This window comes from Arthrobacter ginsengisoli (assembly GCF_031456935.1).
In the GTDB taxonomy this organism is placed as follows: Bacteria; Actinomycetota; Actinomycetes; order Actinomycetales; family Micrococcaceae; genus Arthrobacter; species Arthrobacter ginsengisoli.
This window is the reverse complement of sequence record NZ_JAVDVQ010000035.1, coordinates 1-24,052: the sequence shown is the minus strand read 5'-3', so window position 1 is coordinate 24,052 and position 24,052 is coordinate 1. Positions and strand designations below refer to the sequence as shown.

Annotated in this window: 16 protein-coding genes; 7 read left to right on the top strand and 9 right to left on the bottom strand. The window is 67.9% G+C overall.

Annotated elements, in window-relative coordinates:
* Positions 1-169: 169 nt before the first annotated feature.
* Positions 170-3,700, bottom strand: coding sequence for a bifunctional proline dehydrogenase/L-glutamate gamma-semialdehyde dehydrogenase (locus J2X01_RS20715; protein ID WP_310062030.1), 3,531 nt, complete (start codon positions 3,698-3,700; stop codon positions 170-172).
* A gap of 206 nt (positions 3,701-3,906) precedes the next feature.
* Positions 3,907-5,370, bottom strand: coding sequence for an amino acid permease (locus J2X01_RS20710; protein ID WP_310062026.1), 1,464 nt, complete (start codon positions 5,368-5,370; stop codon positions 3,907-3,909).
* 142 nt (positions 5,371-5,512) lie between these two features.
* Between J2X01_RS20710 and J2X01_RS20705 the strand changes: the two genes are divergently transcribed.
* From J2X01_RS20705 to J2X01_RS20685, 5 genes are all read left to right on the top strand, one after another.
* The gene (locus J2X01_RS20705) at positions 5,513-6,424 is read left to right on the top strand and encodes a LysR substrate-binding domain-containing protein (RefSeq protein ID WP_310062023.1); all 912 of its coding nucleotides are present in this window, start codon (positions 5,513-5,515) and stop codon (positions 6,422-6,424) included.
* Positions 6,425-6,487: 63 nt separating this feature from the next.
* Complete coding sequence (gene panD / locus J2X01_RS20700; protein WP_310062020.1) at positions 6,488-6,916, top strand: aspartate 1-decarboxylase; 429 nt, start codon at positions 6,488-6,490, stop codon at positions 6,914-6,916.
* 105 nt (positions 6,917-7,021) lie between these two features.
* Positions 7,022-7,948, top strand: a complete 927-nt coding sequence (locus J2X01_RS20695; protein WP_310062018.1) for an AEC family transporter — start codon at positions 7,022-7,024, stop codon at positions 7,946-7,948.
* A gap of 55 nt (positions 7,949-8,003) precedes the next feature.
* On the top strand, positions 8,004-9,134 hold the full coding sequence (locus J2X01_RS20690) for an FAD-dependent oxidoreductase (RefSeq protein ID WP_310062015.1): 1,131 nt from the start codon (positions 8,004-8,006) through the stop codon (positions 9,132-9,134).
* A 131-nt stretch (positions 9,135-9,265) separates the two neighbouring features.
* Entirely contained in the window at positions 9,266-10,228 is a 963-nt protein-coding gene (locus J2X01_RS20685; protein ID WP_310062008.1) for a GmrSD restriction endonuclease domain-containing protein, read from the top strand.
* 32 nt (positions 10,229-10,260) lie between these two features.
* On the opposite strand, the gene J2X01_RS20680 is transcribed toward J2X01_RS20685, so the two are convergent.
* The 3 genes from J2X01_RS20680 to J2X01_RS20670 all read right to left on the bottom strand — a co-directional run bounded on the left by J2X01_RS20680 (position 10,261) and on the right by J2X01_RS20670 (position 15,002).
* A complete protein-coding gene (locus tag J2X01_RS20680) occupies positions 10,261-12,888 on the bottom strand; it encodes a trehalase-like domain-containing protein (RefSeq protein WP_310062005.1) in 2,628 nt (875 codons plus the stop codon).
* Positions 12,889-13,063: 175 nt separating this feature from the next.
* On the bottom strand, positions 13,064-14,053 hold the full coding sequence (locus J2X01_RS20675) for an LLM class flavin-dependent oxidoreductase (protein ID WP_310062002.1): 990 nt from the start codon (positions 14,051-14,053) through the stop codon (positions 13,064-13,066).
* Between the two features lie 139 nt (positions 14,054-14,192).
* Positions 14,193-15,002: a glycoside hydrolase family 25 domain-containing protein gene (locus J2X01_RS20670; protein WP_310061999.1), complete on the bottom strand. Its 810-nt coding sequence runs from the start codon at positions 15,000-15,002 to the stop codon at positions 14,193-14,195.
* Positions 15,003-15,131: 129 nt separating this feature from the next.
* Between J2X01_RS20670 and J2X01_RS20665 the strand changes: the two genes are divergently transcribed.
* Together J2X01_RS20665 and J2X01_RS20660 are read left to right on the top strand one after the other, a co-directional pair.
* The gene (locus J2X01_RS20665; protein WP_310061996.1) at positions 15,132-16,811 is read left to right on the top strand and encodes a helicase HerA-like domain-containing protein; all 1,680 of its coding nucleotides are present in this window, start codon (positions 15,132-15,134) and stop codon (positions 16,809-16,811) included.
* Positions 16,812-16,933: 122 nt separating this feature from the next.
* The gene (locus tag J2X01_RS20660) at positions 16,934-17,926 is read left to right on the top strand and encodes a hypothetical protein (protein WP_310061994.1); all 993 of its coding nucleotides are present in this window, start codon (positions 16,934-16,936) and stop codon (positions 17,924-17,926) included.
* A 128-nt stretch (positions 17,927-18,054) separates the two neighbouring features.
* Here J2X01_RS20660 and J2X01_RS20655 read toward each other — a convergent pair whose 3' ends face one another.
* The 4 genes from J2X01_RS20655 to J2X01_RS20640 form a co-directional block, all read right to left on the bottom strand.
* Positions 18,055-18,879: an endonuclease domain-containing protein gene (locus tag J2X01_RS20655; RefSeq protein WP_310061991.1), complete on the bottom strand. Its 825-nt coding sequence runs from the start codon at positions 18,877-18,879 to the stop codon at positions 18,055-18,057.
* A 211-nt stretch (positions 18,880-19,090) separates the two neighbouring features.
* The gene (locus J2X01_RS20650) at positions 19,091-21,052 is read right to left on the bottom strand and encodes an NHL domain-containing thioredoxin family protein (protein WP_310061988.1); all 1,962 of its coding nucleotides are present in this window, start codon (positions 21,050-21,052) and stop codon (positions 19,091-19,093) included.
* Positions 21,049-23,211 carry a bifunctional copper resistance protein CopD/cytochrome c oxidase assembly protein gene (locus J2X01_RS20645; RefSeq protein ID WP_374725006.1) on the bottom strand — a complete coding sequence of 721 codons (2,163 nt, stop codon included), beginning with the start codon at positions 23,209-23,211 and terminating at the stop codon, positions 21,049-21,051. The genes J2X01_RS20650 and J2X01_RS20645 overlap by 4 nt, the downstream gene beginning before the upstream one ends.
* A 143-nt stretch (positions 23,212-23,354) precedes the next feature.
* Positions 23,355-23,642, bottom strand: a complete 288-nt coding sequence (locus J2X01_RS20640) for an HU family DNA-binding protein (protein ID WP_024367639.1) — start codon at positions 23,640-23,642, stop codon at positions 23,355-23,357.
* Between the last annotated feature and the right edge of the window lie 410 nt (positions 23,643-24,052).

The window sequence follows — 24,052 nt, the reverse complement described above, 5'->3', positions numbered from 1 at the left end:
CCGGGCCGCCCCGACCGCGCCGCGCCCGCGGGCCCCCCCCCGGGGTCCCCGGGGGGGTGGTTCTGGGGCGGCGCCCGGGGGCCCCCCCCCCCCCCCCCCCCCGCGCGGGGCGCCCACCTTGGGGGGGGGCCCCCCCGGCTCGTTTGTGTCGCCTCCGGGGAGGCAGTCCCTAAATCAGCCCCTCGGAAAGGTGGTTCGGCGTGCCGAAGCGGTGCGCCGTGATGCTGATGGCCTGCTCGTGCAGGAACGGCAGCAGCTCGACGCGTCCGGCTTCGGTGACCGGGTGGTGGTAGCTGGCCAGGTCGGGACGTCCGCCGGTCGCCTCGGCCAGGGCCGTAGCGTTCCCGCCGATGAGCCGGATCCGCGGGACGGAAAGCCTGGACGCGGCGGCGAGCCGGCCAGCGGTGGCCAGCCAGCCGGCGTCGTCCTCCACCGTTAGGCCGATGCCGAGCCCGGTGAGCACCGTGCGGAGCCGGGCGGGAAGTTCGACGGCGGAGGAAACGGTCAGCGGGGAACCGGCCAGGACGCCGGCTGCCACGGTCCGGACCAGGTCCGCCACGGGTTCGCCCTCGGAGAGCCGCACCGTGACCGGCAGCGGGCGGTAACGGAAGATGTTCCGCTCGGCGCTCAGTCCGGAAACGTCCTTGGCTGTCCCGAATTCCTCGGCCCAGGCGAGGGCGTCGGAGGCCAGGGCACGGTGCAGGATCTCCACCTCGCCGTCGGACAGGATGCCCTGGGCCGCCTGCTCGATCCGGCGGACGCCGGGGTGAGCCGGCGTACCGGCACTGCTGCCCGCCGCGGTGCTGGGCTTGCTGACCCATTCGCCGAGGCCAACGAGGTAGTTGGGCCCGCCGGCCTTGGTGCCGGCGCCGACGGCGGATTTCTTCCAGCCCCCGAACGGCTGGCGCTGCACGATGGCACCGGTAATCCCGCGGTTGACATAGAGGTTGCCGGCCTGCACCGTATCGAGCCAGAGCCCCAGTTCCGCCGGGTTCAGCGAATGCAATCCGGAGGTGAGGCCATACTCGATCTGGTTCTGGATGGCGATGGCTTCCTCGAGGGTCGGCGCGGTCATGACGCCCAGCACCGGGCCGAAGAATTCGGTCAGATGGAAGTAGGATCCACGGCGCACGCCGTAGCGCACGCCCGGGCTCCAGAGCCGGCCCGTCCCGTCCAGCTTCCGGGGCTCGACGGCCCAGCTTTCCCCTTCACCCAGGGTGGTGAGGGCGTTGAGCAGCTTGCCGCCGGCGGGTTCGATGATCGGGCCCATCTGGCTCGTCGGGTCCTCCGGGTAGCCGACCTTCAGCGAGGTGACGGCATCGAGCAGCTGGTTGTGGAAGCGCTTGGACCGGGCCACCGATCCGACCAGGATCACAAGCGACGCGGCCGAACACTTCTGCCCGGCGTGGCCGAAAGCGGAGTAGGCGACGTCCTTGGCCGCGAGGTCCAGGTCCGCGCTCGGGGTGACGATGATGGCGTTCTTGCCGCTGGTCTCGGCCAGGAGCGGCAGGTCCTTGCGGAAGGAGCGGAAGAGTTCGGCGGTCTCGTAGCCGCCGGTGAGGATCACGCGGTCCACCGCGGGATGGGAGATCAGCTGCCGGCCGAGTTCCCGTTCGCCCAGCTGGACCATGGTCAGCACGTCCCGTGGAACGCCGGCTTCCCAGAGGGCCTCGATCATCACGGCGCCGCTTCGGCGGGCCTGCTTGGCGGGCTTGATCACGACGGCGGATCCGGCGGCGAGGGCCGCCAGCGTGGAGCCGGCAGGGATGGCGACCGGGAAGTTCCAGGGCGGGGTCACCACGGTGAGCTTCGCCGGAACGAAGGCGGCGCCGTCGACGTCGTCGAGCTTGCGGGCCGATTCGGCGTAGTAGTGCGCGAAGTCGACGGCCTCGCTGACCTCAGGATCGCCCTGGTCGATCGTCTTGCCGGTTTCGCTGGCCATGACTTCAAGCAGGTCTGCGCGGCGGGCCTCGAGGACGTCGCCGGCGCGGTGCAGGATCTCGGCACGCTCGGCGCCGGAGAGGGCACCCCAGGCCTTGCCCTTTTCCACGGCGGTTTCGATCACGGTGTTGAGCGTTGCCTCGTCGTTGATTGTGGCGGCCTCGACGGCGGCGTTGCCGAGCACGGAGGCAGCCACCCGCCCCAGGACGGCGCGGCCCCAGTCGCGGTTTGCCGGCAGGGACGGGTCGGTGTCCGCGGTGTTCCCGAAGGAATCATGCGGCGTCTGCTCGGCCGGAAGGGCGCGGTTCTGCCGGCGGTTGGGCAGCGGAACCTCGTCGTCGAGCCCGGCGAGGGAGGCCAGGAAGCGCTGCTTCTCGCGTTCGAAAAGGGTTTTGTTCTCGCTGAGTTCGAAGACGGCGGACATGAAGTTCTCCTGGCTGGCGCCTTCCTCCAGCCGGCGGATCAGGTAGGCGATCGCGACGTCGAACTCGGCCGGGTGAACCACGGGGGTGTAGAGGAGCAGCGAGCCGACGTCTTGTTTGACGGCTTCGGCCTGGCCCTGGGCCATGCCGAGCAGCATCTCGAACTCGATGCCGGATTCCACGCCGCGCTGCTTGGCGAGCAGCCAGGCGAAGGCAATGTCGAAGAGGTTGTGGCCGGCGACGCCGATCCGGATGTTACGGATCCGGTCGGGGTGCAGCGCGTAGTTGATGACGCGCTTGTAGTTGGTGTCCGAGTCCTGCTTCGTGTTCCAGGTGGCGAGCGGCCAGCCGTGCAGCGAGGCCTCCACCTGCTCCATCGGCAGATTCGCGCCCTTGACCAGGCGGACCTTGACCGCGGCGCCGCCGTCGGCACGGCGGGCGGCGGCCCAGTCCTGCAGGCGGATCATGGCGGCGAGCGCGTCCGGGAGGTAGGCCTGCAGCACGATGCCGGCCTCGAGGTCCTTGAACTGGGGCTTGTCCAGGATCCGGGTGAACACCGCAATGGTCATGTCCAGGTCCTTGTACTCCTCCATGTCCAGGTTGATGAACTTGGCTTTCTGTCCGCCGGCGGCAAAGGAGGCTGCGCGGGTGAAGAGCGGGGTGAGCTTCTCGACAACGTGCTCCACGGCCTCATCGAAGGCCCAGGCGGAGTGCGGGGCCACCGTCGAGGAGACCTTGATGGAGACGTAATCGACGTCAGGGCGGGCCAGGAGCTTGTGGGTGCCCTCAAGCCGGCGTGAAGCCTCGTGTTCGCCGAGCACTGCCTCGCCCAGGAGGTTGACGTTGAGCTTGATGCCGTCCTTGCGGATCTTGGCGATGGCGGGGCCCAGCTTGGCGTCGGTGGCATCAACAATGAGGTGGCCAACCATTTCCCGCAGCACGCGGCGGGCGATCGGGATGACCACCTGCGGCAGGGCCGGGGCCATGGTGCCGCCGAGGCGGACCGCACTGCGCATGTGCCAGGGCAGGAACGCCGGGACCTTCGGGGCCAGTGCCGCGAGGTTGCGGGCGGCGACCTGCAGGTCCTCGGGGCGGACCACGCCGTCGACGAACCCGACCGTGAAGTCGAGCCCGTTGGGGTCCTTCAGGACACCGGCGAGCTGCTCGGCGGAGGCATCGACCGGGACTTTGGCCGCCTCGGTGAGCCAGTGCCGTACCAGCCTGGTCGTCTCCTCGGCGAGGGCTGCGGCCACACGGACCGGCGAGCCGTCCGCGGCGGCCGCGTGCCCGGCCGCGCCGCCGGTGTTCACGCCGGGCTGCGTTGAAATGTTGGTCATGGCTGGTACTCGTTCTTTCTCGAAAGAGGGACGTTCTAAATTCAGTATGGGACCGGATTTTCATAAGATAAAGCGATGTTTTCCGAGCAATACTGGTTAGAAAACTCGAAGCTTAAAAAACCCGTTGCGCTATCACTTGTGGCCCTTAAACCCGGCGGATGGGAGCCAAAAGTGATAGCGCAACGGGGAGTGGGGTGGTGGGGTGGCTACGCCAGGGGGCGGTGCATCTCCACGATTTCCTCGTGCCGCGGGCTGTCCGGATTCATCAGCGAGTGCCTGCGGCCGTAGCCGAAGTAGATGATCAGGCCGATGACGAGCCAGACGCCGAAACGCAGCCAGGTCTCCCAATGCAGCTGGAACATCAGGAACAGCGAGGCGAACACACCGAACGCCGGGACGAGCGGCATCAGCGGCAGGCGGAAGGTCCGCGGGGCATCGGGCTTCTTGTAGCGGAACACGATCACCGAGATACACACGACGACGAACGCCGCCAGGATGCCGATGTTGGTCAGGTCTGCCACGGCCTTGATCGGGAGCACGCCGGCCAGGATTGCGGCCCCGGCACCGGCGATCCAGGTCACGCGCTGCGGCGTGCCGTGCCGGTCCGTCTTCGAAAACCAGCCGGGCAGCAGGCCGTCGCGGCTCATCGAGAACCAGACGCGGGTGACGCCGAGGAGGAAGGTCAGCATCACGGTGAGGATGGACAGGACGGCGAACACGGAGATGATCGTCGCGATCACCGGGAGCCCGACGCTGTTGAAGGCGGAGGCGAACCCGGCCTTGGGGTCGATCTCCGTGAAGTTCTGCATGCCGGTGAGCACCAGGGTGGCGGCGACATAGAGCAGCATGGCGATGATCAGCGACAGGATGATCGCCTTCGGCATGTGCTTCTTGCCGTCGGTGGCCTCCTCCGCCGCGGTACTCATGGCGTCGTAGCCGAACACCGCGAAGAACACCGTGGCGGAGCCGGCCACCACGGGGCCGAAGCCGCTGGGGAAGAACGGATTGTAGTTGTTGGTGTTGATGTAGAAAACGCCCAGGCCGATGATGAACAGGATCAGCAGCACCTTGATGCCGACGGCAATCAGCTCGAAGCGTCCAAAGGTCTTGGTGCCCCGGGAGAGGATCCAGGTCACCAGCAGGCAGACGAGGATCGCGGGAAGGTTGATGATGCCGCCCGTGCCTTCATCCGGCGTCGAGGTCATCCAGACGGGCATCTGGATACCGATGCCGGAGAGAAACGCGTCGAAATAGCCCGAGATGCCGATCGCCACCACGGCCACGATGGCGATGTACTCCAGCAGCAGGTCCCAGCCGATGAACCAGCCGATGATCTCGCCGAGGGCAACGTAGCCATAGGTGTAGGCCGAGCCTGCCCGCGGGATCATGCCCGCGAACTCGGCGTAGGACAGCGCCGCGGCGGCGGAGGCCAGCCCCGCGATCAGGAACGAGACGAGCACGGCCGGGCCGACGCCGGGCTCGGTCTCGCTGCCGTGGGCCACAAGGCCCGCCAAAGAGAAGATGCCGACGCCGATAATGCCGCCGACACCGATTGCTGTCAACTGCCAGAGCCCCAGGCTCTTGTGCAACCCGCTGTGCTTGTTTTCTTCTTCAATGTCGTCGATGGGCTTGCGCCGCATGATCGAGCCGGCCAGGTCTTTTGAAGTCATCAGGGTCTCCCGCTTTGGTGTAGTACCCATCAATCCGCCCTGTGATGGGGGTTACTCGGTGACAACAGTATGCAAGCCGAATTGCATTAGATAAAGTGAATTCTTCTAATCAATATCCATTAGAATTCACAAAGGAATTGCGATGCTGGATGTGCGGCGGTTGCGCCTGCTGCGCGAGCTGAAGATCCGGGGCACGCTGGCCGAGGTCGCGGAGGCGCTCCAGTACAGCCCGTCGTCGGTCTCGCAACAGCTCGCCCTCCTTGAAAAGGAAGCCGGCGTCCAACTGCTTCGAAAAACCGGACGCCGGGTACAGCTCACGCCGCAGGCCGAAGTCCTGGTGGCTCACACGGCCCAGTTGCTGGAAACGCTGGAACAGGCCGAGGCGGACCTGGCAGCCTCCCTGACGACCGTGACCGGCACGGTCCGCATTGCCGTCTTCCAGTCCGCGGCGCTTGCCCTGATGCCGGACGCCCTCACCCGGATGACGGCACGTTATCCCGAAGTACGGATTGAAATGACCCAGCGGGAACCCGAAACCGCACTTCACGAGACCTGGGCGCGCGACTTCGACCTCGTGATTGCCGAGCACTACCCCGGCCATGCGGCCCCGCGGTATGCCGAACTCGACCGGATCCGGCTCACCAGCGACGCGATCCGGCTGGCGGTTCCGCCGCGCGCCCCCGGCGGTGCGGCCATAACGTCCCTCCCGGATACCGCCGGGCTGGCCTGGGTGATGGAGCCTCGCGGGGCGGCGTCGCGGCATTGGGCCGAGCAGGCATGCCGCAGTGCCGGCTTCGAGCCCGACGTCCGCTTCGAGACCGCGGACCTGCAGGCACAGATCCGGTTGATCGAGTCCGGGAACGCCGTCGCCCTCATGCCGGACCTCGTCTGGACCGGCCGAGGCACGACGTCGCAACTGATCACCCTCCCGGGCGATCCGCACCGGACCATCTTCACGTCAGTCCGGCGCTCCAGCGCCAAACGCCCGGCCATCCTGGCTACCCGCGAGATCCTGGCCGAGACGGCGGAGTCCATTCCGGCGGCCACCCCGTGACCGGGTACCGGTGTTGGCTGGCTCACAGCGCTTCCGGCGCCCCGGCGCTAGACTGGTCCCGTTATGAATCGCACAATATTCAAATCCAAAATCCACCGCGCCACGGTCACCCACGCGGACCTCCACTATGTCGGTTCGGTCACCGTGGACCTGGATCTGCTGGAAGCGGCCGACATCCTTCCCGGTGAGCTGGTGTCCATTGTCGACGTCACCAACGGTGCCCGGCTCGAGACCTACACGATTGCCGGCGAGCGCGGTTCCGGGGTAATCGGGATCAACGGTGCCGCTGCGCACCTCATGCACGAGAACGACGTCATCATCCTGATCACCTACGCCCAGATGACCACGGATGAAGCCCGGGCCTACAGCCCCAAGGTGGTCCATGTGGATGAGGACAACAAGATTGTCCAGATCGGCACCGACCCCGCGGAGGGCCATACCCCCGGGATCATGCGGCCGCCCTTCGCGCTGAACAACGCCACGCTCAACTGAGGTCCTCGGCGTATTTCCGCCGTAACAGGCGCCCGGCGTAATTAAAGCTGATTACTCTGGAAGGGTGACCACCCTTTCCCAGTTTCGGATGCTGCGGAACGCCGCATGCTAGGCGTCCTCGCCGGATTCTTCGTGGTCTGGTGCATCATCCTGGTGGGCATGTTCGTCGGCCGGCGGGGCATCCTGGGCGAGAACGCCCGCTCCGTACTTAGTGCGCTGACCTTCTTCGTCGCCAGCCCGGCGCTGCTGTTCGACACCCTGAGCAAGGCCAACGTCCACGACGTCTTCGCCGCCCCGCTGCTGGTGTCGGCTGTCGGCGCCATTACGACGGCGGCCCTTTTCTTCGGCATCGTCCGCTTCCTGCTCAAACGCTCCGTACCGGAATCCCTCATGTCCTCCATGAGCGCTTCGCTGGCCAACTCGGCCAATCTGGGCATCCCCATCGCGGTGTACGTCCTGGGGGATGCAAGCTATGTGGCGCCGCTGTTGATCTTCCAGCTGGCTTTCTTCACCCCCCTGTTCCTGATGGCCCTGGACGCCACCACCAGCAAACACCGGACCACGCCGCTGAGCTTCCTGCTGATGATCCTGCGGAATCCCATGATCGTGGGCTCCGGCCTTGGCCTCACGGTGGCCGCTACCGGCTGGCCGGTGCCGCCACTGGTGATGGAGCCCATCCACCTGATCGGCGGGGCCGCGATTCCGGCCATGCTGCTCGCCTTCGGGATGAGCCTCAACGGTTCCCGCCCGCTGCAGGCCTCGGCCGGGCGCCGGGCCGACACCCTGCTGGCCAGCGGCTTCAAGCTCATTGTCCATCCCCTGCTGGCCTACCTCTTCGCCCGTTTCGCCTTGCGGCTGGAGGACCACGCACTTTTCGCCGTGGTGGTCACCTCCGCCCTGCCCACCGCGCAGAATGTTTTTGTGATCGCCAACCGTTACCAGACCGGCCTCACTGTCGCCAAGGACACCATCCTGATCACGACCATCGTCGCCGTGCCGGCCATGATTGGCGTGGCGCTGCTGCTCGCCTGAGCGTCCGGCTTCCAGCGGCGCTCCCCCACCCCACACCACACCATCCGGAGGACCAATGAAAACCAGCCTGGACACCGTCATCATCGGAGGCGGGGCCATGGGCTCGGCGGCCGCGTGGGCCATCGCCAGCCGGGGACGGGCAGTGACCCTGCTGGAGCAGTTCAGCCCCGGGCACCGCAACGGTGCGTCCCACGGCGCCACCCGGAACTTCAACCCCGGCTACTCCGATCCGGACTATGTGGCCATGCTGGCCGAGGCCGTCCGCCTGTGGGACGAGCTCGAGACCGACGGCGGCGAGCGCCTGCTGGCCCGCACCGGCATCGTAAACCACGGGACCGATCCGCAGCTGGGCGACGTGCAGGGCGCCCTGCGCGGTGCCGGGCTGCGGGCCGACGTCCTCAGCGCGGCGGAGGCAACCGAGCGCTGGCGCGGCATCCGGTTTGACCAGCACGTACTGCACATGCCCGACGGCGGGCAGTTGAATCCTGACGCCGCCTTGCCGGTGCTGCAGCGCCTCGCCGCGGACCGCGGGGCCGACATCCGGCACCGGATCAAGGTGCTGGACCTCGCGGTGGCGGACGACGGCGTCCGGCTCACGGTCGACGCCGCCGGCCGCACCGAGGTGCTGACCGCGCGGCAGGCCGTGGTCACCGCCGGGGCCTGGACCTCGAAGCTGCTCGGCGGGCTTTCGCCCTTCCCCCGCCTCACCGTGACGCAGGAACAGCCGGCGCACTTCGCCGTCGCGGACCCGGGTGCCAGCTGGCCCGGGTTCAACCATATTCCCGGCCGGGGCGCGGAATACGCTTACTGGTACTCGCCGGTCTACGGGATGCCGACGCCCGGGGAGGGAATCAAAGCCGGCTGGCACGGCGTGGGGCCGGTAGTGGACCCTGACCGGCGGTCCTTCACGCCGGAGCCGGCGCAGCTGACGGCGCTGCAACGCTACGCGCGGCGGTGGCTGCCCGGAGTGGATGCCGACTCCCTCACCGACATCAGCTGCACCTACACGACCACCCTGGACGAGAACTTCATCCTCGACCGCATCGGACCTCTCGTGATCGGGGCGGGCTTCTCCGGCCACGGCTTCAAGTTCACGCCTGTCGTCGGGCGGATCCTCGCCGACCTCGCCACCGGCGCAGGGCCCGCGCCGGCGATCTTCTCGGCCTCCCGCCCGCGCATCCGCTGACTCCCCCGCCTCCGTCAGCCTCTGCCAGAAGCAACGGTAGGCTGGGACCGGTCTTAGGCCTTTGCACGGATCTCCCGGGCAACGGGACGAAATGGGGAGAATTGCACAGGGTCAAAACACGCGGCGCGGCAATGTCCGGAGCTGTCGATTGGGTCGCGGCCGGGCTGGCCGGGCTGCTGCTGGTCACCGCGACGGCGTGTGCCAGCCCGGGGACGGCCCCGGCCACCGCCCCGAACGCCGCCGGCTCCACGGCCAGCGCCTCACCAGCACCCAGCGCCGGGGTTGCCCCGAAGGACTCCGGCGCCCCGCGCCAGCAGCCTGCCTTCGCCGACAAGGCCCTGGACGTGCTGGCCACAGTCCCGGTCAAGGGCCGGGCAGCCAAAACGGGTTACTCGCGCGATGAGTTCGGCCAGGCCTGGGCCGACGTCGACCGCAACGGCTGCGACACCCGCAATGACATCCTCCGCCGGGACCTGGCTGATACCGCCCTGAAGGCCGGCACGCAGGACTGCGTCGTCCTCTCCGGCGTCCTGAACGACCCCTACACGGCAACCCTGATCAACTTCCTTCGCGGCAGCAGCACCAGCGACGCGGTGCAGATCGACCATGTGGTGGCGCTCAGCGATGCCTGGCAGAAGGGGGCACAGCAACTCACCCAGGCCCAGCGGCTTGCCTTCGCCAACGATCCGCTGAACCTGCTCGCCGTGGACGGCCCTGCCAACCAGCAAAAGAGCGACGGCGACGCCGCCACCTGGCTGCCCGCGAACAAGTCCTACCGCTGCGACTACGTTGCCCGCCAGATCTCGGTCAAGTCCAGCTACGGGCTCTGGGTCACCCAGGCCGAGCACGATGCGATGGCACGGATTCTCGGCGACTGCCCGGACCTGGCCACCCCCGCCGGCCACGAGACGCCGCCTCCTCCGATCCAAGCGGCGACCCCGGCACCAGCGCCGGACCCGGCACCGGCGCCGGACCCGGCATACTATGCCAATTGCGCCGCAGCCCGCGCCGCCGGCGCAGCACCCCTTCGGGCGGGCCAGCCCGGCTACCGCGAGCAGATGGACGGCGACCGCGACGGTGTCGCCTGCGAATAGCAGGAGTTCGGCATCAGCTCCGGCGGAGCCCCTTAGTTCCTTGGCAGCGCGTCCAGCAGCCGCGCGCAGCGGATGAAACCCAGATGCGAGTATGCCTGCGGGTGGTTTCCCAGATGCGTTTCAGTGCCCGGGTCGTACTCCTCCGGCAGGAGCCCGGTGGGCCCGAACAGATTGACCAGTTGGTCGAACAGGTCCCATGCCTCCTCGATCCGGCCCACCGCGACGTAGGCCTCGATCAGCCAGGTGGTGCAGATGTGGAAGCCGCCCTCCAAGCCCGGCAGGCCGTCGTCGTACCGGTAACGGAACACCGTCGGACCGACCCGCAGTTCGCGTTCCACCGCCGTGACGGTGTCCAGGAAGCGCTGGTCGCCGACGTCGAGCAGGCCGGAGAGTCCGATGTGCAGCACGGCGGCGTCCAGGTCCGGGCTGTCGTAGGCAACCGTGTAGGAATCCGCACCCTCATCCCAGCCTTCACGCAGGACCTCGTCCCGGATGGCGGCAGCGGCAGGCTCCCAAGTGGGGAGCGGTGTCCGGCCGTGCCGCGCGGCCGTGCGCAGGGCCCGGTCCAGCGTCACCCAGCACATCACTTTGGTGTAGACGTGGTGCCGCGGCGCCCGCCGGGCCTCCCAGATCCCGTGGTCCGGCTCGTGCCAGCGGGCCAGCACGGCCGAGGCCATCTGGACCATCAGCTCCCAGTGCGCGTCGGCCAGGTGCCCGTGCCGGGCGGACAGGGCATCGATCAGTTCGGCGACCGGCCCGAAGACGTCCAGCTGCACCTGGTGGTCCGCGGCGTTGCCGATCCGGACCGGGCGGGAGCCCGCGTAGCCGGGCAGGCTTTCGATGATGGCCTCGGTGGAAAGCGGTGACCCCGTCACCGAATACAACGGATGGAGCCATTCCGGGCCGGGGGCGTGCGCCAGGATCCGCCCCAGCCACGCCAGGAATCCTTCCGCCTCCGAGGTCGAGCCGAGATCCACGAGCGCGTTGACCGTCATGGAGCCGTCCCGCAGCCAGCAGTACCGGTAGTCCCAGTTCCTGGTGCCGCCAATCCCCTCCGGCAGCGAGGTGGTGGGCGCCGCCAGGACTGCGCCGGTGGGCTCGTGGACCAGGGCGCGGAGCACCAGGGCGGAGCGGCGGACCAGGGAGGGTTTCACGGCGGGCAGCTGCAGGGCCTGCACCCAGCGCCGGGAATGATGCGCGACGGCGGCGCGGCGCGAGTTTTCCTCCGGCGGTTCGGCGCGCTGGGGTGCTGTGTCGCCGCAGCGCAGGTTCAGCACCACCGGGCCGTTCCCAAGGTTCACCTCGGCGGTGGCGGTGGCGTGCCGGCCGTCCGAGGTGATGGCGAAGTCGGCACCGGGTGCCAGCAGCGTGATGGGATCCGCGGTGCCCACGACATGCAGCTCCTCGCCGCGGGCTTCCATGCTGAAGGGCGCGTTGGCGTAGTCCGGGCGGGGCGCAAAGACAATCCGCGCCGTTCCGGTGCCCGACAGGACGCGGACCAGGCTGGTAACGCCTTCCGGCGCCGGTTCCAGGTAGTCGGTGACGGTGACATCCGCCCAGCGCGTTTCCACAATCATGGTGCTGTCCACGTAGCGCTGGCCAAGGACCGGCGAGGCCTTCACGGGTTCGACCGAGAAATGGCCGGCCGCATCGCCGCCGAGAAGATGGGCGAAGAGGGATCCCGAGTCGGGCAGCGGGTGGCTCATCCAGCAGATTCTGGCGTCCGGGGTGATGAGGGCCGTGGAGGAGCCGTTGCCGATCATCGAGTGCCGCTCCAGGCCGACGGCGTCCTCCCCGAACAGCCACGCCCGTCGGAGTTCGAAGAGGATGGCAAGGACCCGCGCGAACGACTCCGGATCCCGCAGCCGGTGGGCAGCCACTGTCGGGCCCTCGCCCACCCGCAACGCCATGTCCGGTCCGCGCAGGGTCGCCATCGCGAGCTCATCGCTGGCGGCGTCCCCCGCGTACAGGGCCGCACTGACGCCGAGCATGGAGCGCAGGTGTTCCAGGGCGTCAGCCTTGGCCGGTTCCACCACAGACAGGTCCAGGACCGAACCGTCCACAATGAAGGACAGCCCAAGCGCCCGGGCGATCTGCTCCGCCTGCTGCGTGGTCAGCGCGACGACGTCGGGTGCGGCCGGGCGGGTGTGCACGGACACGGCGACGGGCTTCCGCTCGATCGTGATGCCGCGGTGGGCGCCTACGGTTTCGGCGAGAGCCTGGCTGGCCTGCTGCAGGACGGATTCGGTGGCGAGGGACAGCCCGTGGGCGTACCCCATGTCGAACTCGGCGCCGTGCGAGCCGACCAGGTGGACTTCGGCCGGGAGCCGGGAGACGGCGGCCAGGTCACGCAGGGAACGTCCCGAGATAACGGCGGCGTGGGTGTTCGGGAGGGCAGCCAACGCCCGGAGGGCAATCGCCGCACTGCCCAGCGGCAGCGTCTCCGTGGAAATGCCCTCCGCGGTGCACAGCGTCCCGCCGTAGTTGCAGGCCACCAGCAACCCCGGGGTGCGGGCCAGGATCTTGAGTTCCGCCAGCAGCTGGGGCGTCAGGCCGTCGTCGGCGGCGTTGGTCTGGACAAAGGCGCGGAGCAGGCCCAGCGGCAGGGACTTCGTCAGGAGGGCAGAGTCGGCCAGGGACTGGTTGAACGGAGTTGGCATGCGCGGAGTCCTTCGATTAGTCCCCAATGCCTGCATGAGACCGTCCGTTAAGGACGTTACGTCCAGTATCCTCCCGGCTTGATTTCCCATGGGTGTCCCGTCGGTTGCGGCTGTGTAACTTCGGGACCCGTGGTGCACGGCCGGGGCGGGGCGAGCCCCTCCGCGCTCAGGGCAACTAGACCCGGACCAGGCCGGCGACGTCGGCCAGCAGCTGCACCGAGCGAAGCCGGGCCTCGGTACCGGTGCTCTGGTGCGCGACGATGAGCTCGTCGGCGTCGGCGTGCGCGGTGAAGCCGTCGAGGTATTCCAGCACGGCGTCCGGGGTTCCAACCGCGGAATACTTCATCATCTGCGCGACGTGCTGGCCCTGCGGGGAGTCCAGGACCATGTCCGCTTCATCGTCGCTGAACTCGCGGCCGTTGCCGAAGAACAGTGAGATCCGGGCGCGTTTGGTGGCCTGGAATATCTCCTGCGCCTCGGCCGCGGAATCCGCCGCGATCACGTTGACGCCGGCGATCACGTGCGGCGCGTCCAGCTGAGCGGAGGGCCGGAACTCGCGGCGGTAAATGGCGACGGCGTCCTGGAGTGCATTCGGCGCGAAGTGCGAGGCAAAGGCATACGGCAGGCCCAGTTGCGCGGCTAGCTTGGCGCCGAACAGGGACGATCCCAGAATGTAGAGCGGCACGTTGGTGCCCTTCCCGGGCGTGGCCTCCACGCCCGGGATGCGGGTGGGGCCGCTCAGGTAGCCCTGGAGTTCCAGAACGTCCTGCGGGAAGCTGTCCGCGGACATCGGATCCCGGCGTAGGGCCCGCAGCGTGTTCTGGTCGCTGCCGGGCGCGCGGCCCAGACCCAGGTCGATCCGGCCCGGGTGCAGGGTCTCGAGGGTGCCGAATTGCTCGGCGATCGTCAGTGGTGAGTGGTTGGGCAGCATCACGCCCCCGGCGCCGAGCCGGATACTCTCGGTCTGGGCGGCGATGTGGGCAATCAGCACGCTTGTGGCCGAAGAGGCGATGGCGGACATGTTGTGGTGCTCGGCGTACCAGACCCGCCGGTATCCCAACTTCTCGGCGAGCTGCGCCATGGCCACGCTACCCGCGAGGCTCTCTGCCGCCGTCTGGCCCTTGCCGATAGTTGCCAGGTCAAGGATGGAAAGCGGAACAGTCACGGAAAAGCCGGCCTTTCGTAGGGGTGGGTCTCAGGCGCCGCGCCGGTCCCCGGCACGCGCACACTATTGACAACGATGCCGCCCTCCGGGATATTTCTGCCTCAGCTGCGGCGCCCCTTAGCTGGCTTCGGGTCGCGGCTCAGGGGCAGGCGTAGTTGTAGTCCAGCCCTGCGGAGACGTACTGCGTCAGGGCGACGCGGCTGCCGGGGGTCAGCGCCGGCAAGGAGCAGTTGGACTTGGCACCGGTCAGGGAACGCGCACCCGCGAGCCAGCTGGGCAGTCCGGCGAGGGGGCTGCTGGACGGGACGTTGCCGGCAATCTGTCCCCACTGGTAGCCGGTGGAATAGATCCCGACTGTCGCTTTGATGCTCGTGAAGTAGGCGACCATACCTTCCAGGTCGGCGATGTTGTCTGCCTTGTCGGTCTGCCAGCTGTTTCCGGTCTCGACGTCCAGCCACCACAGGTATTTCTGCGGTTCCTCAACCCCGCGGATTGTGGCGTCGTCATAGGCTTTGGCGTAGCCGTACATGTAGGAGCAGGCCCTGAAATTGTCGGGCAGGCTGCCGCAGACACCGTACGGGTTGGCAACGTCCACGCCGCCGTAGTGGTTCGAGTTGGGCCACCATGAACCCTGTAGGCCCGGGTTTGCCGTGTTGACGTAGAGCGCCACGCGCGGTTGCGCGGTGAGCGCCGGGTCCGGGGCGGTGTTTGCCCAGGCGAGTTGTGTTGCCAGGCACGGGTTGGTGGTGTTGGCGAGGCCGTTGTTCACCCCGACGATTGCGAACGCCGGCTTTTTGGGGAGGGTTTTCCCGCGCTGGGGCCACGAAACGTCAATGCCGACCGGATCGGACGGCTTGGGCGGGGCTGCGGAGGCCGGACCTCCGCCCAGCAGGACAAGGCCAAGGGAAATGGCGGCGGAAGCAAGCTTAGTCAATAACCGGATAGCCATGCTCCACCATACTTCCGGGCCCCGCCCCGGACCGGGCAACCCCGCCGTGCGAGTCGGACTGGCGGCACGGCCGATGCAACACCTTCACAAGCCGGGTCCAGCGTCGCCGGACCCGGCTAAGCTGTCGACATGGCCATCAAATCCACTGCTGACAAAGTCGCCACCATCCAGAAGGGGTACACCCTCGAGGGCCCCACGATCGAACTCGGCGCCGCGATCATTGACGGCGAAGTCCACCGGGATGCCCCCGTACGGCTCCCGCTGTCGATGATGAACCGCCACGGGCTGGTGGCCGGCGCGACCGGCACGGGCAAAACTGTCACCCTGCACATGATGGCCGAACAGCTCTCTACTGCCGGCGTCCCGGTGTTCCTCGCGGATATCAAGGGCGACCTCTCCGGGCTGGCCACGGCCGCCGCCGGCAGTGAGAAACTGATGGCCCGCACGGACGGAATCGGCCAGGCCTGGTCTGGCAAGACGTTCCCGGTGGAGTTCCTGGCCCTAGGCGGCGACGGCAACGGCATCCCGGTCCGCGCCACCGTCACGTCCTTCGGCCCCATCCTGCTCTCCCGCATCATGGAACTCAACGACACGCAGGAATCGAGCCTGCAGCTGGTCTTCCACTTCGCGGACAAGAACGACCTCGAGCTCATTGACCTGAAGGACCTGCGCGCCATCATCCAGTTCCTCACCTCCAAGGAAGGCAAGGACGAACTCGAGGAACTCGGCGGGCTGTCCAAGGCGACCGCCGGTGTCATCCTCCGTGAACTCATCACCCTCGAGGCGCAGGGCATGGAGAAGTTCTTCGGTGAACCCGAGTTCGATACCGCCGAACTGATGCGCACGGCCCCGGACGGGCGCGGCGTCATCACCTGCCTGGAACTGCCCACCCTGCAAACCAAGCCGATGCTGTTCTCCACGTTTTTGATGTGGCTGCTGGCGGACCTCTTCGAAGACCTTCCGGAGGCCGGCGACCTGGACAAACCGAAACTGGTGTTTTTCCTGGACGAGGCCCATCTGCTGTTCAACGGCGCCTCGAAGGCATTCCTGGACGCCATCACCACCACGGTGCGGCTGATCCGGTCCAAGGGCGTCGGCATCTTCTTCGTTACCCAGACCCCCAAGGATGTCCCCGCCGAGGTCCTGGGCCAGCTGGCCAACCGCGTGCAGCACGCCCTCCGGGCCTACACACCGGAGGATGCCAAGGCGCTCAAGGCCACCGTCTCCACCTTCCCGATGAGCGACTATGACCTGGAGGAAACCCTCACCTCCGCCGGGATCGGCGAAGCCGTCATCACTGTGATGAATGAAAAGGGCGCCCCGACGCCGGTGGCGCTCACCCGCCTGCGCGCGCCGGAGTCCGTTATGGGCCCCAGTGCCGACGCCCTGATCTCCAGCACCGTGGCCGGATCAGCGCTGCTGCCTAAGTACGGCACGGCTGTCGACAACGTGTCCGCCTACGAGAAGATTGCCGGGAACGCTTTGTCCGACGACGTCGCGGCGGCTCCGGCCGCGACGGCCCCAAGGGGCGGCACGTCCGACGTCGACGCTGACGCGCGGCGGATCGAGGAGGAAATCCTGGGCCGCCCCAGCAGCCGGCCCGCTCCGGCGCCCGAGCGCCAGGCACCTGAGCGCCAGGCACCCCGGCAGTCCCAACGGCAGCCCGCGGACGGCGGCGGCATCGCAGGAGCCCTGGGTGGCGCCCTCGGCGGGGGACTCACGAGCATGGCCCGGTCGCTCGGAACCCAGCTCGGACGCGAACTGCTGCGCGGAGTCTTCGGCACCGCCCCGAAGCGCCGCCGCCGTTAGGAGCCCCGCGGAGCCGGCCCACCCAGTCTTCCGGCGGCGATCCGGGCCGGCGGCCCCTGTCACGTGGGACCCCTGTGACACGAGAATTCCGCTGGGGTGCAGGTAACGTAAGGTACGTGCAAATGAGTCAGGCGTTGGTCAGGATCGCAGCCGGATGGCTGCTGGGCCTGATGCTCGCCGTGGCCGGGGCCATCGTTGCGATCAATATCGTGAACGACTCCATCGCGGGCCCGCAGCAGCCGGTCCGGGAATACCTCGAAGCGTTGCAGAAGGGCGAAGGCGAGAAGGCCCTCGGCCTGTTGCGCGCCTCGGTGCCCCGGGGCAACCCCGCCATGCTGGACGGCACGGCGCTGCAGACTGCGGCCGCGCGGATCAGCGACGTGAAGTACGGCGAGGCCGTGGACCGCGGCGGCAACCAGGTCATGGTGCCGGTCGACTACACGATAGACGGCAGCCAGCTGCGGACCGAGTTCCTGCTGGAAAAGTCCGGGGTGGAATGGCTGTTCTTCCACAAGTGGGCCTTCGTCCCGGCCGCGCTTCCGGTCCTGGACGTCACCGTGGTCAACTCCAACGAGGCCACGCTCAACGGGGTTCCGGTGAACATGCCCAACGGACGCAACTCCTTCGCCGTGTTTTACCCGGGCGAGTACGAGGCCTCACTGGCCGGTGAATACTTCTCGGCCCCGCCCGCCAAGGCGATGCTGTCCGGCCGGGACGTTACCGCAGCCCCGCTGAACCTGTTGACCGAGGCCACCGACGGGCTGAAGGGGGCGGTGAGCGGCAAGGTGAAGGAGTTCCTGGACAGCTGTGCCGATACGGCCGACAAAGAGCAGAAGCTCCAGCCGGACTGCCCGTTTTACCACACCACCAACAACCGCGTTATCGACGGCACCATCGACTGGAGCATCACCGAGTACCCCACCGTCAGCATCGAGCCCTTCGGCGGACGCTGGGTGGTGGCTCCCCTGGACGGCAAGGCACGGATCAAGGCCCAGCAGGTGGATCTGTTCACCGGGGCTGTGAGGGAACTCAACGCAGTCCACGATTTCAGCTTCACCACGCGCCTGGACGTCGATGCCGACACCGTCAAGGTCACCCCGCTCCTGAGCTATTAGCTCCACGGACCCTCGGCGGCGGCGCTGGCGTCACGCCTGGCGGTCTTTTGGCCCAGCGGCCGCACCGCAACCCGGCATTCCGCGAAGTCCGCCGTTCCAAGCTGCCAAAAACCTGCCTGCCGTGACGCCTACACCGGTCTGGGCGACCGGCCGAGGACTGCCAGGACCTCGGCCAGCATCAGCGCCGGGCGCTGCACCACGTCGTCGTAGTAGTACCGGAGCACGGAGTAGCCCCGGACTGCGGACACGTTGTTGCGCCGCTGGTCCTTCTTAACCTGGGCCCACTCGCCGTGATGGCGTCCATCCAGCTCCACAATCAGGGTGCCCTCCAGCAGGAGGTCCACATATCCGACGCCATCAACGTAGACCTGCGCTTCCACCCTGATGCCGGCCTGGCGGAAATACGTCCTGGCGAGGGTCTCCAGCAGGGATTCGGCACCCCGGTCCACCCAGTCAAGGACCTGGCGGGCGCGGCCATTGCGTTTCCCGGGAAGTCGGTCCCGCAGGAACCCCAGAGTCATATCGCCCCGGCCGACCGCGCACTCCACCATGACCAGGGCTTCGGGCAGCGGCAGGCACTTCAGCGCGTGGATAAGCACGTCGCCGGGGGCAGCAACCGGCCGGTAGGGGTGCGGCTCGAGGAGCAGTCCGTGGTGCCCGGTCTGCCCCTCGAAGGCTTCACCGCGTCTGTGATGCACATGGACGGGACCGGCGGAGTTGACGGACCAGAGCCGGTAGAAGGGCGCCGCGCTCCTGCATGTGAGGAGCTGCCTGTGCTGCAGCAGCGCCACATGGTCCGGGGCCGCCGTCGGGAGCGCATAGAGTCCACGCACCGGCTGCAGGACGCCGGCCCTCGTCGCCCGCCGCAGTGCGGCGTCGTCGATCCCCAGGCGGGCCAGCGCAGGCCGCCGGCCCGCTCCCCCGCAGATGGCCAAAGCCCGCAAGACATCCATGGGGCAATCGTTTCCCCGGCCACGCTGCGCCGGGAGTCCGTGGACACGCTATGTGGACATCTTGATGTCCACCCGACGCAGCGTCTTGCAGCCGTGAACCCCGTGAAACTCCGGGGTTCCGCGGATGCGGCGGCCGGTTAAAGCCAAAAGGCTGCCGTCCGTGACGCAGGGTCACGAACAGCAGCCAGGAGCTTGGCCGCTCCGGCGGAAGTCAGTCCATGCCGCGCAGGTCCAGCACCAGCTCGGTGTCGCCGTCGGCCTGCAGCAGCACCGGGATGCCCCAGTCCTGCTGGTACAGGTGGCAGGCGGCGTGGTCCGGGATCTCACCGTCAGCATCCTCCGGGCCGTCGCAGGCAGCGGCGCGGGCGGTGATGTGCAGCACGCCCTCCGGCACATCGGCGGAGAGTTCCAGGGTGCGGAGCAGTCCCACCGAGGTCCCCCCGCCGGCCAGCAGCAGTTCCGGCGGCGTGGAGGAAATCTTCAGCTGCGTGGGATCGCCCCAGCGGTCGTCCAGTTTCTGGCCGGTCGGTGCGGTGAAGCGGACGGTCAGCTCCAGCAGCCCGGGCGCCACGGGGCTCTTGGGCCGGTGGGTCTGGGCCGCGCCCTCGTCCACCTGCTGTGCTTCCTTCGGGATCGGAACATAGACCAGCTGGTGCTTGTTCGCCTCGACCACCACCAGCAGCGGTTCGGCTCCGGCCACCTGCGTGTGGTCCACAATCACATCCGAGGGCTCGGACAGCCCGCGGGCCAACGTGGAGACCGTGCCCGAGGCGGGGTCGTAGCGGCGGACGGCACCGTTGTAGGTGTCCGCGATCGCCACGGAGCCGTCCGGCAGCACGGTGACGCCCAGCGGGTGCTGCAGCCGGGCATCGGAGGCCTTCCCGTCGCGGAATCCGAAGTCGAACAGGCCCTTGCCGACGGCGGACTCCACGGTGATGGTGCCGCCGTCGCCGATCACGAGCTTGCGCAGGGCCGAGGTTTCGGAGTCCGCCACCCAGATGTCGCCGTCGGCGTCCTCGGCGAGACCGGAGGACTGGGCGAACCAGGCTTCCTCGGCCGGTCCGTCGAGCAGGCCCTCGAGTCCGTTGCCGGCGATGATGGACACGGCTCCGGAGCGCGGGTCAAAGCTGAAGATCTGGTGCACGCCGGCCATCGCGACCACGACGGCGTTCAGCTTGGTGGACCAGACAACGTCCCAGGGCGAGCTGAGCGAAACCTGCAGCGGGTCCGCTTCCAGCCGGGCACCGTAGGCGGCACCCTCCTCGTCGACCCGGGCCGGGCCGGTTTCCAGCAGACGCTGGACGCCGTTGCCGGCCAGCGTGCTGGTGCTGCCGTCAGCAAGGTTCAGCCCGCGCAGGCGGTGGTTCACGGTGTCGGCGATCACGACGTCGTAGCCAACCTCGGCGGCGGCGTCCACCGGGAGCAGGACCAGGCCCTGGGGTTCGTTGAAGCGGGCCGTTGCGGCGTTGCCGTCAGCGTGGCCCTTCTCGCCGGAGCCGTAGGTGGCCAGGACCGTGTGGAAGTCGGTGGAGAGTTCCACGAGACGGTGGTGGCCGGTATCGGTGACCAGCCAGGAACCCGCCTCCGGAGCGCTTCCGACGCCTCGGCCGGCGGGGAGGAACAGTGCCTTGCCGGGGAACCGCAGCGTGCCCGACGTCGGCTCCGGCGCCACATAGGGCCCGTCGCCACGGTGCAGGGTGCCTTTCGCCTCATGCTCGGCGATCAGCTCCGGGATGAGCACCGCGAGGCCGTCAGCATGGCCTTCGCCGGAGAGGTGCGCCACGATATAGCCCTCTGGATCGATGACCACCAGGGTGGGCCAGGCACGTGCCGTGTAGGCCTTCCAGGTGTCCAGTTCGGGATCGTCCAGGACCGGGTGGCGGATTTCGTAGCGCTCGACGGCGGCGGCGAGGGCCACCGGATCAGCTTCGTGCTCGAACTTGGGGGAATGCACACCGAGCGTGACGAGGACGTCGGAGTACTGCTGCTCCAGCGGGCGGAGCTCGTCCAGTACGTGCAGGCAATTGATGCAGCAGAACGTCCAGAAGTCCAGGAGCACGATCTTGCCGCGCAGGGATTCGAGGTCCAGGGACTTGCCGCCGGTGTTCAGCCAGTTGCGGCCCACCAGCTCGGAGGCCCGGACCCTGAGGTGGGTGCGTACGGTTTCGGTCATGAGCGTCCTTCCAGCTTTGAATTGCGTTCGGCCAGCCTGGCATCGCGTTCAGCCAGTTTGGCAAACATATCGTTGTAAGCAGTGAGATCGGCGTCGTTATTCCTGTCCGCCGCCCGGTCGGTGCGCTTGGACTCGCGCGCGTCGGAGCGGGACCACATCACGGCGACGCCGATCGCCACCAGCAGGGTGGGCACTTCGCCGATGCCCCAGGCCACCGCGCCGCCCATCTGCTGGTCCAGCAGGGCGGAGGGGCCCCAGGTCCGGCCAAGGTTGCCGAAGTAGTCCGCGGCCAGCAGCCCGGTTCCGCCCATGATCGCGACGCCGAAGAAAGCATGAAACCCCATCGTGGCCAGGAGCAGCAGCAGGCGCATGGGGTATGGCGCGCGGCGGGGCAGCGGGTCGGTGCCGATCATGGTCAGCACGAAGATGTAGCCGGTGAGCGCGAAGTGCAGGTTCATCAGCTCGTGGCCCACGTGGTCGCGCATCGCATAGCCGAACGCGTCCGAGTAGTAGAACAGCACGATCGAGCCGGCAAAGTTGGCCGCGGCGAACAGCGGATGCGTCACCAGCTGGGAGAACTTCGAGTGGATGAAGATCAGCAGCCATTCCCTGGGCCCACGCGAGCTGTCCCGCCGCGGCGTGAGCGCCCGCAGGGCCAGCGTCACCGGGGCGCCGAGGACGAGGAAAATCGGGGCCACCATGGTCAGTGCCATGTGGTCCACCATGTGCGCCGAGAACAGCACCCGGCCGTAGACGGCCGGCGGGCCCGACGTCACATACGTCAGGACCCCGAGTCCGATAACCCAGTTGACGGTCCGGAACCAGGACCACGAGTCCCCGCGCCGAAGCACTTTGCGCAGGCCGAGGATGTAGGCCACAAGGCCAAAGACTGCGACGGCGACCCAGAGCCAGTCGGGGCGCCATTCGGTCATCCAGCGCTCCGGGGTCAGTTCCGGCGGCAGATCGTAGCCGGAGACGATAAAGGCCGGGGATGCATTCGTTGCGGGGGCCTCGCCTTGCGGCGGCGCGGAGCGGCCGAGCGCGACGGCGATGCCTGACGTTGCTCCCATGATCAGTACCTCGGCGATGAGTAGCTGCCAGAGCACGCGGCGGGCGGACAGTCCGCCGCCCTGACTGCCCAGCTGCGGAATGACCCAGCTGCGGTGCATCAGGCCGATGCCGCCGAGGACGAGCGTGGCTGCCGCTTTGGCCAGGATCAGCTGCCCGTAGGTCGAGCCAAAGAGGTCGCTCCAGGAAGTGAGGCGGATGCTGGAATTGATCACCCCGGACGCGAAGACGAGGATGAAGGCAAAGCCGGCCAGGGACGAGAAGCGCCGAAGTGTCGGCTCGGTGATATCCGGGCGGCTCCCCGACTTCGAGCCGGACGCCGCGCCTCCCAGCAGTCCGGACAGCAGTGCGAGCATGATGATGCCGCCTACCCAGGCCGATATCCCGACCAGGTGCAGGCCGAGGGAGTTGATGGCGCCTTCGTGGTCGGCCGAGCTGGCGGAGTGGCCGATCAGCGCGGCGGGTACGAGTCCGATGAGGGCAAGCACCAGGGTCGCCGCCAGGCCACCCAGGGAGCGGACGCCAAAGAGTGCGGTGGTTACCACGGCGGCGATGATGACTACTCCCAGCCAGGCGCGGCCGGTCTCAATGTCGGTCATGAAGTAGACGAGGGAGCGGGTGAACTCCGGGTCCCCGGAGATCTCCTGACCGGCGATGTCCGAGTAGCTCAGCACCAGTACGGCAATGGCTGAGAGCGTCCAGACGGCGCCCGCGGCGGCCGCGACCGCCAGCGCCCGCGTGAATGCCGGATGTTCCGGGAGGCCCTTGGCCTTGGACCGCGAGCCGGCTAGTGAGCGCGGCAGTATTCCGACGGCGAAGAGCAGCCCGCCGATCACGGTGGCGAGCGAGGCGTTGTGGACGGCCTTGCTGACCGGCAGGCCCCACCGGACCAGGCCGCCCGGGTCAGAGACCCCGCGGGCCGCTGCGGCGCCGGAGAACAGCAGCGCGGCAACAAGGGCCAGGAACAGCGCCGCAAGGCCCGCAAAAAGCCACGGGCTGGAAATCCCGCCGATACCTGCAACAGGACCTCGCGCTCCCCCGGTCGGGGTGGGAGCGGCTGTTGTGGCACGGGGATTTACTGCGGAAGGCACAGTTCCATTGTCCGCTACGCCCCGCCCGCCCACCGAATCGAGCCCGGAGCGCACCCGCGCCGGCGCGGCCGCTGGACATCACGCCCGATGAAAAAGGAGCGGCGACCCATCGGGTCGCCGCTCCTTTCAAAAGCTCAAGAAGATTACTTCTTCTTGGAGACAGCAGCCTTCAGCTTGGAACCGGCGGTCAGCTTCACGCTGTGGCCTGCGGCGATCTGAATGGTCTCGCCGGTCTGCGGGTTGCGGCCGGTGCGGGCTGCACGGTCGGTGCGCTCAACTGCGAGCCAGCCCGGGATGGTGATCTTTTCGCCCGCGGCGACAGAGGTCTCGAAGACCTCGAACAGTGCATCCAGCACGGAGTTGACGGCTGCCTGGCTGGTGCCGGCCTTGCCTGCTACCTCTGCAACAAGTTCACTTCGGTTCTTAGCCATTTATGTCCTCCTGGACGGTCATGATTTCTGGAGCCTGTACGCGGCATGCGCACAAGCCACTGTTCGAAAACTTACCAGCTTGCCGCGGCCGAGATGGGAAATTCCGCGTGTTTTCGGCCTTTTTCGAGGAAAAACACGGGAATCGGCGCCTTTCAGACTCATATTTCGCCATCAGCGGACGCTCCCCTGCTCCGGCGCGGTCCGGCCCAACGCTCCCCGGACGTACGACGGCGGCGCTCCGCCCTCCGCCGTGGTTGGTGGGGGCTGGTTCTTGAGGTGCTGGCCTGGGTCCATGGGAGGAAGTTTCCGGGCTGAGCCTTAAATGCGGGAGGACCCCCAACGTGGTTGGGGGTCCTCGACCGTGTAATGATGTTCCGGCGGTGACCTACTCTCCCACACCCTCCCGGGTG

Excerpts from the sequence above, each read along its gene's own strand:
- J2X01_RS20715 (WP_310062030.1), bottom strand. The coding sequence starts at position 3,700 with ATGACCAACATTTCAACGCAGCCCGGCGTGAACACCGGCGGCGCGGCC.
- J2X01_RS20710 (WP_310062026.1), bottom strand. The coding sequence starts at position 5,370 with ATGACTTCAAAAGACCTGGCCGGCTCGATCATGCGGCGCAAGCCCATC.
- J2X01_RS20705 (WP_310062023.1), top strand. The coding sequence starts at position 5,513 with ATGCTGGATGTGCGGCGGTTGCGCCTGCTGCGCGAGCTGAAGATCCGG.
- panD (WP_310062020.1), top strand. The coding sequence starts at position 6,488 with ATGAATCGCACAATATTCAAATCCAAAATCCACCGCGCCACGGTCACC.
- J2X01_RS20695 (WP_310062018.1), top strand. The coding sequence starts at position 7,022 with ATGCTAGGCGTCCTCGCCGGATTCTTCGTGGTCTGGTGCATCATCCTG.
- J2X01_RS20690 (WP_310062015.1), top strand. The coding sequence starts at position 8,004 with ATGAAAACCAGCCTGGACACCGTCATCATCGGAGGCGGGGCCATGGGC.
- J2X01_RS20685 (WP_310062008.1), top strand. The coding sequence starts at position 9,266 with ATGTCCGGAGCTGTCGATTGGGTCGCGGCCGGGCTGGCCGGGCTGCTG.
- J2X01_RS20680 (WP_310062005.1), bottom strand. The coding sequence starts at position 12,888 with ATGCCAACTCCGTTCAACCAGTCCCTGGCCGACTCTGCCCTCCTGACG.
- J2X01_RS20670 (WP_310061999.1), bottom strand. The coding sequence starts at position 15,002 with ATGGCTATCCGGTTATTGACTAAGCTTGCTTCCGCCGCCATTTCCCTT.
- J2X01_RS20665 (WP_310061996.1), top strand. The coding sequence starts at position 15,132 with ATGGCCATCAAATCCACTGCTGACAAAGTCGCCACCATCCAGAAGGGG.
- J2X01_RS20660 (WP_310061994.1), top strand. The coding sequence starts at position 16,934 with ATGAGTCAGGCGTTGGTCAGGATCGCAGCCGGATGGCTGCTGGGCCTG.
- J2X01_RS20655 (WP_310061991.1), bottom strand. The coding sequence starts at position 18,879 with ATGGATGTCTTGCGGGCTTTGGCCATCTGCGGGGGAGCGGGCCGGCGG.
- J2X01_RS20650 (WP_310061988.1), bottom strand. The coding sequence starts at position 21,052 with ATGACCGAAACCGTACGCACCCACCTCAGGGTCCGGGCCTCCGAGCTG.
- J2X01_RS20640 (WP_024367639.1), bottom strand. The coding sequence starts at position 23,642 with ATGGCTAAGAACCGAAGTGAACTTGTTGCAGAGGTAGCAGGCAAGGCC.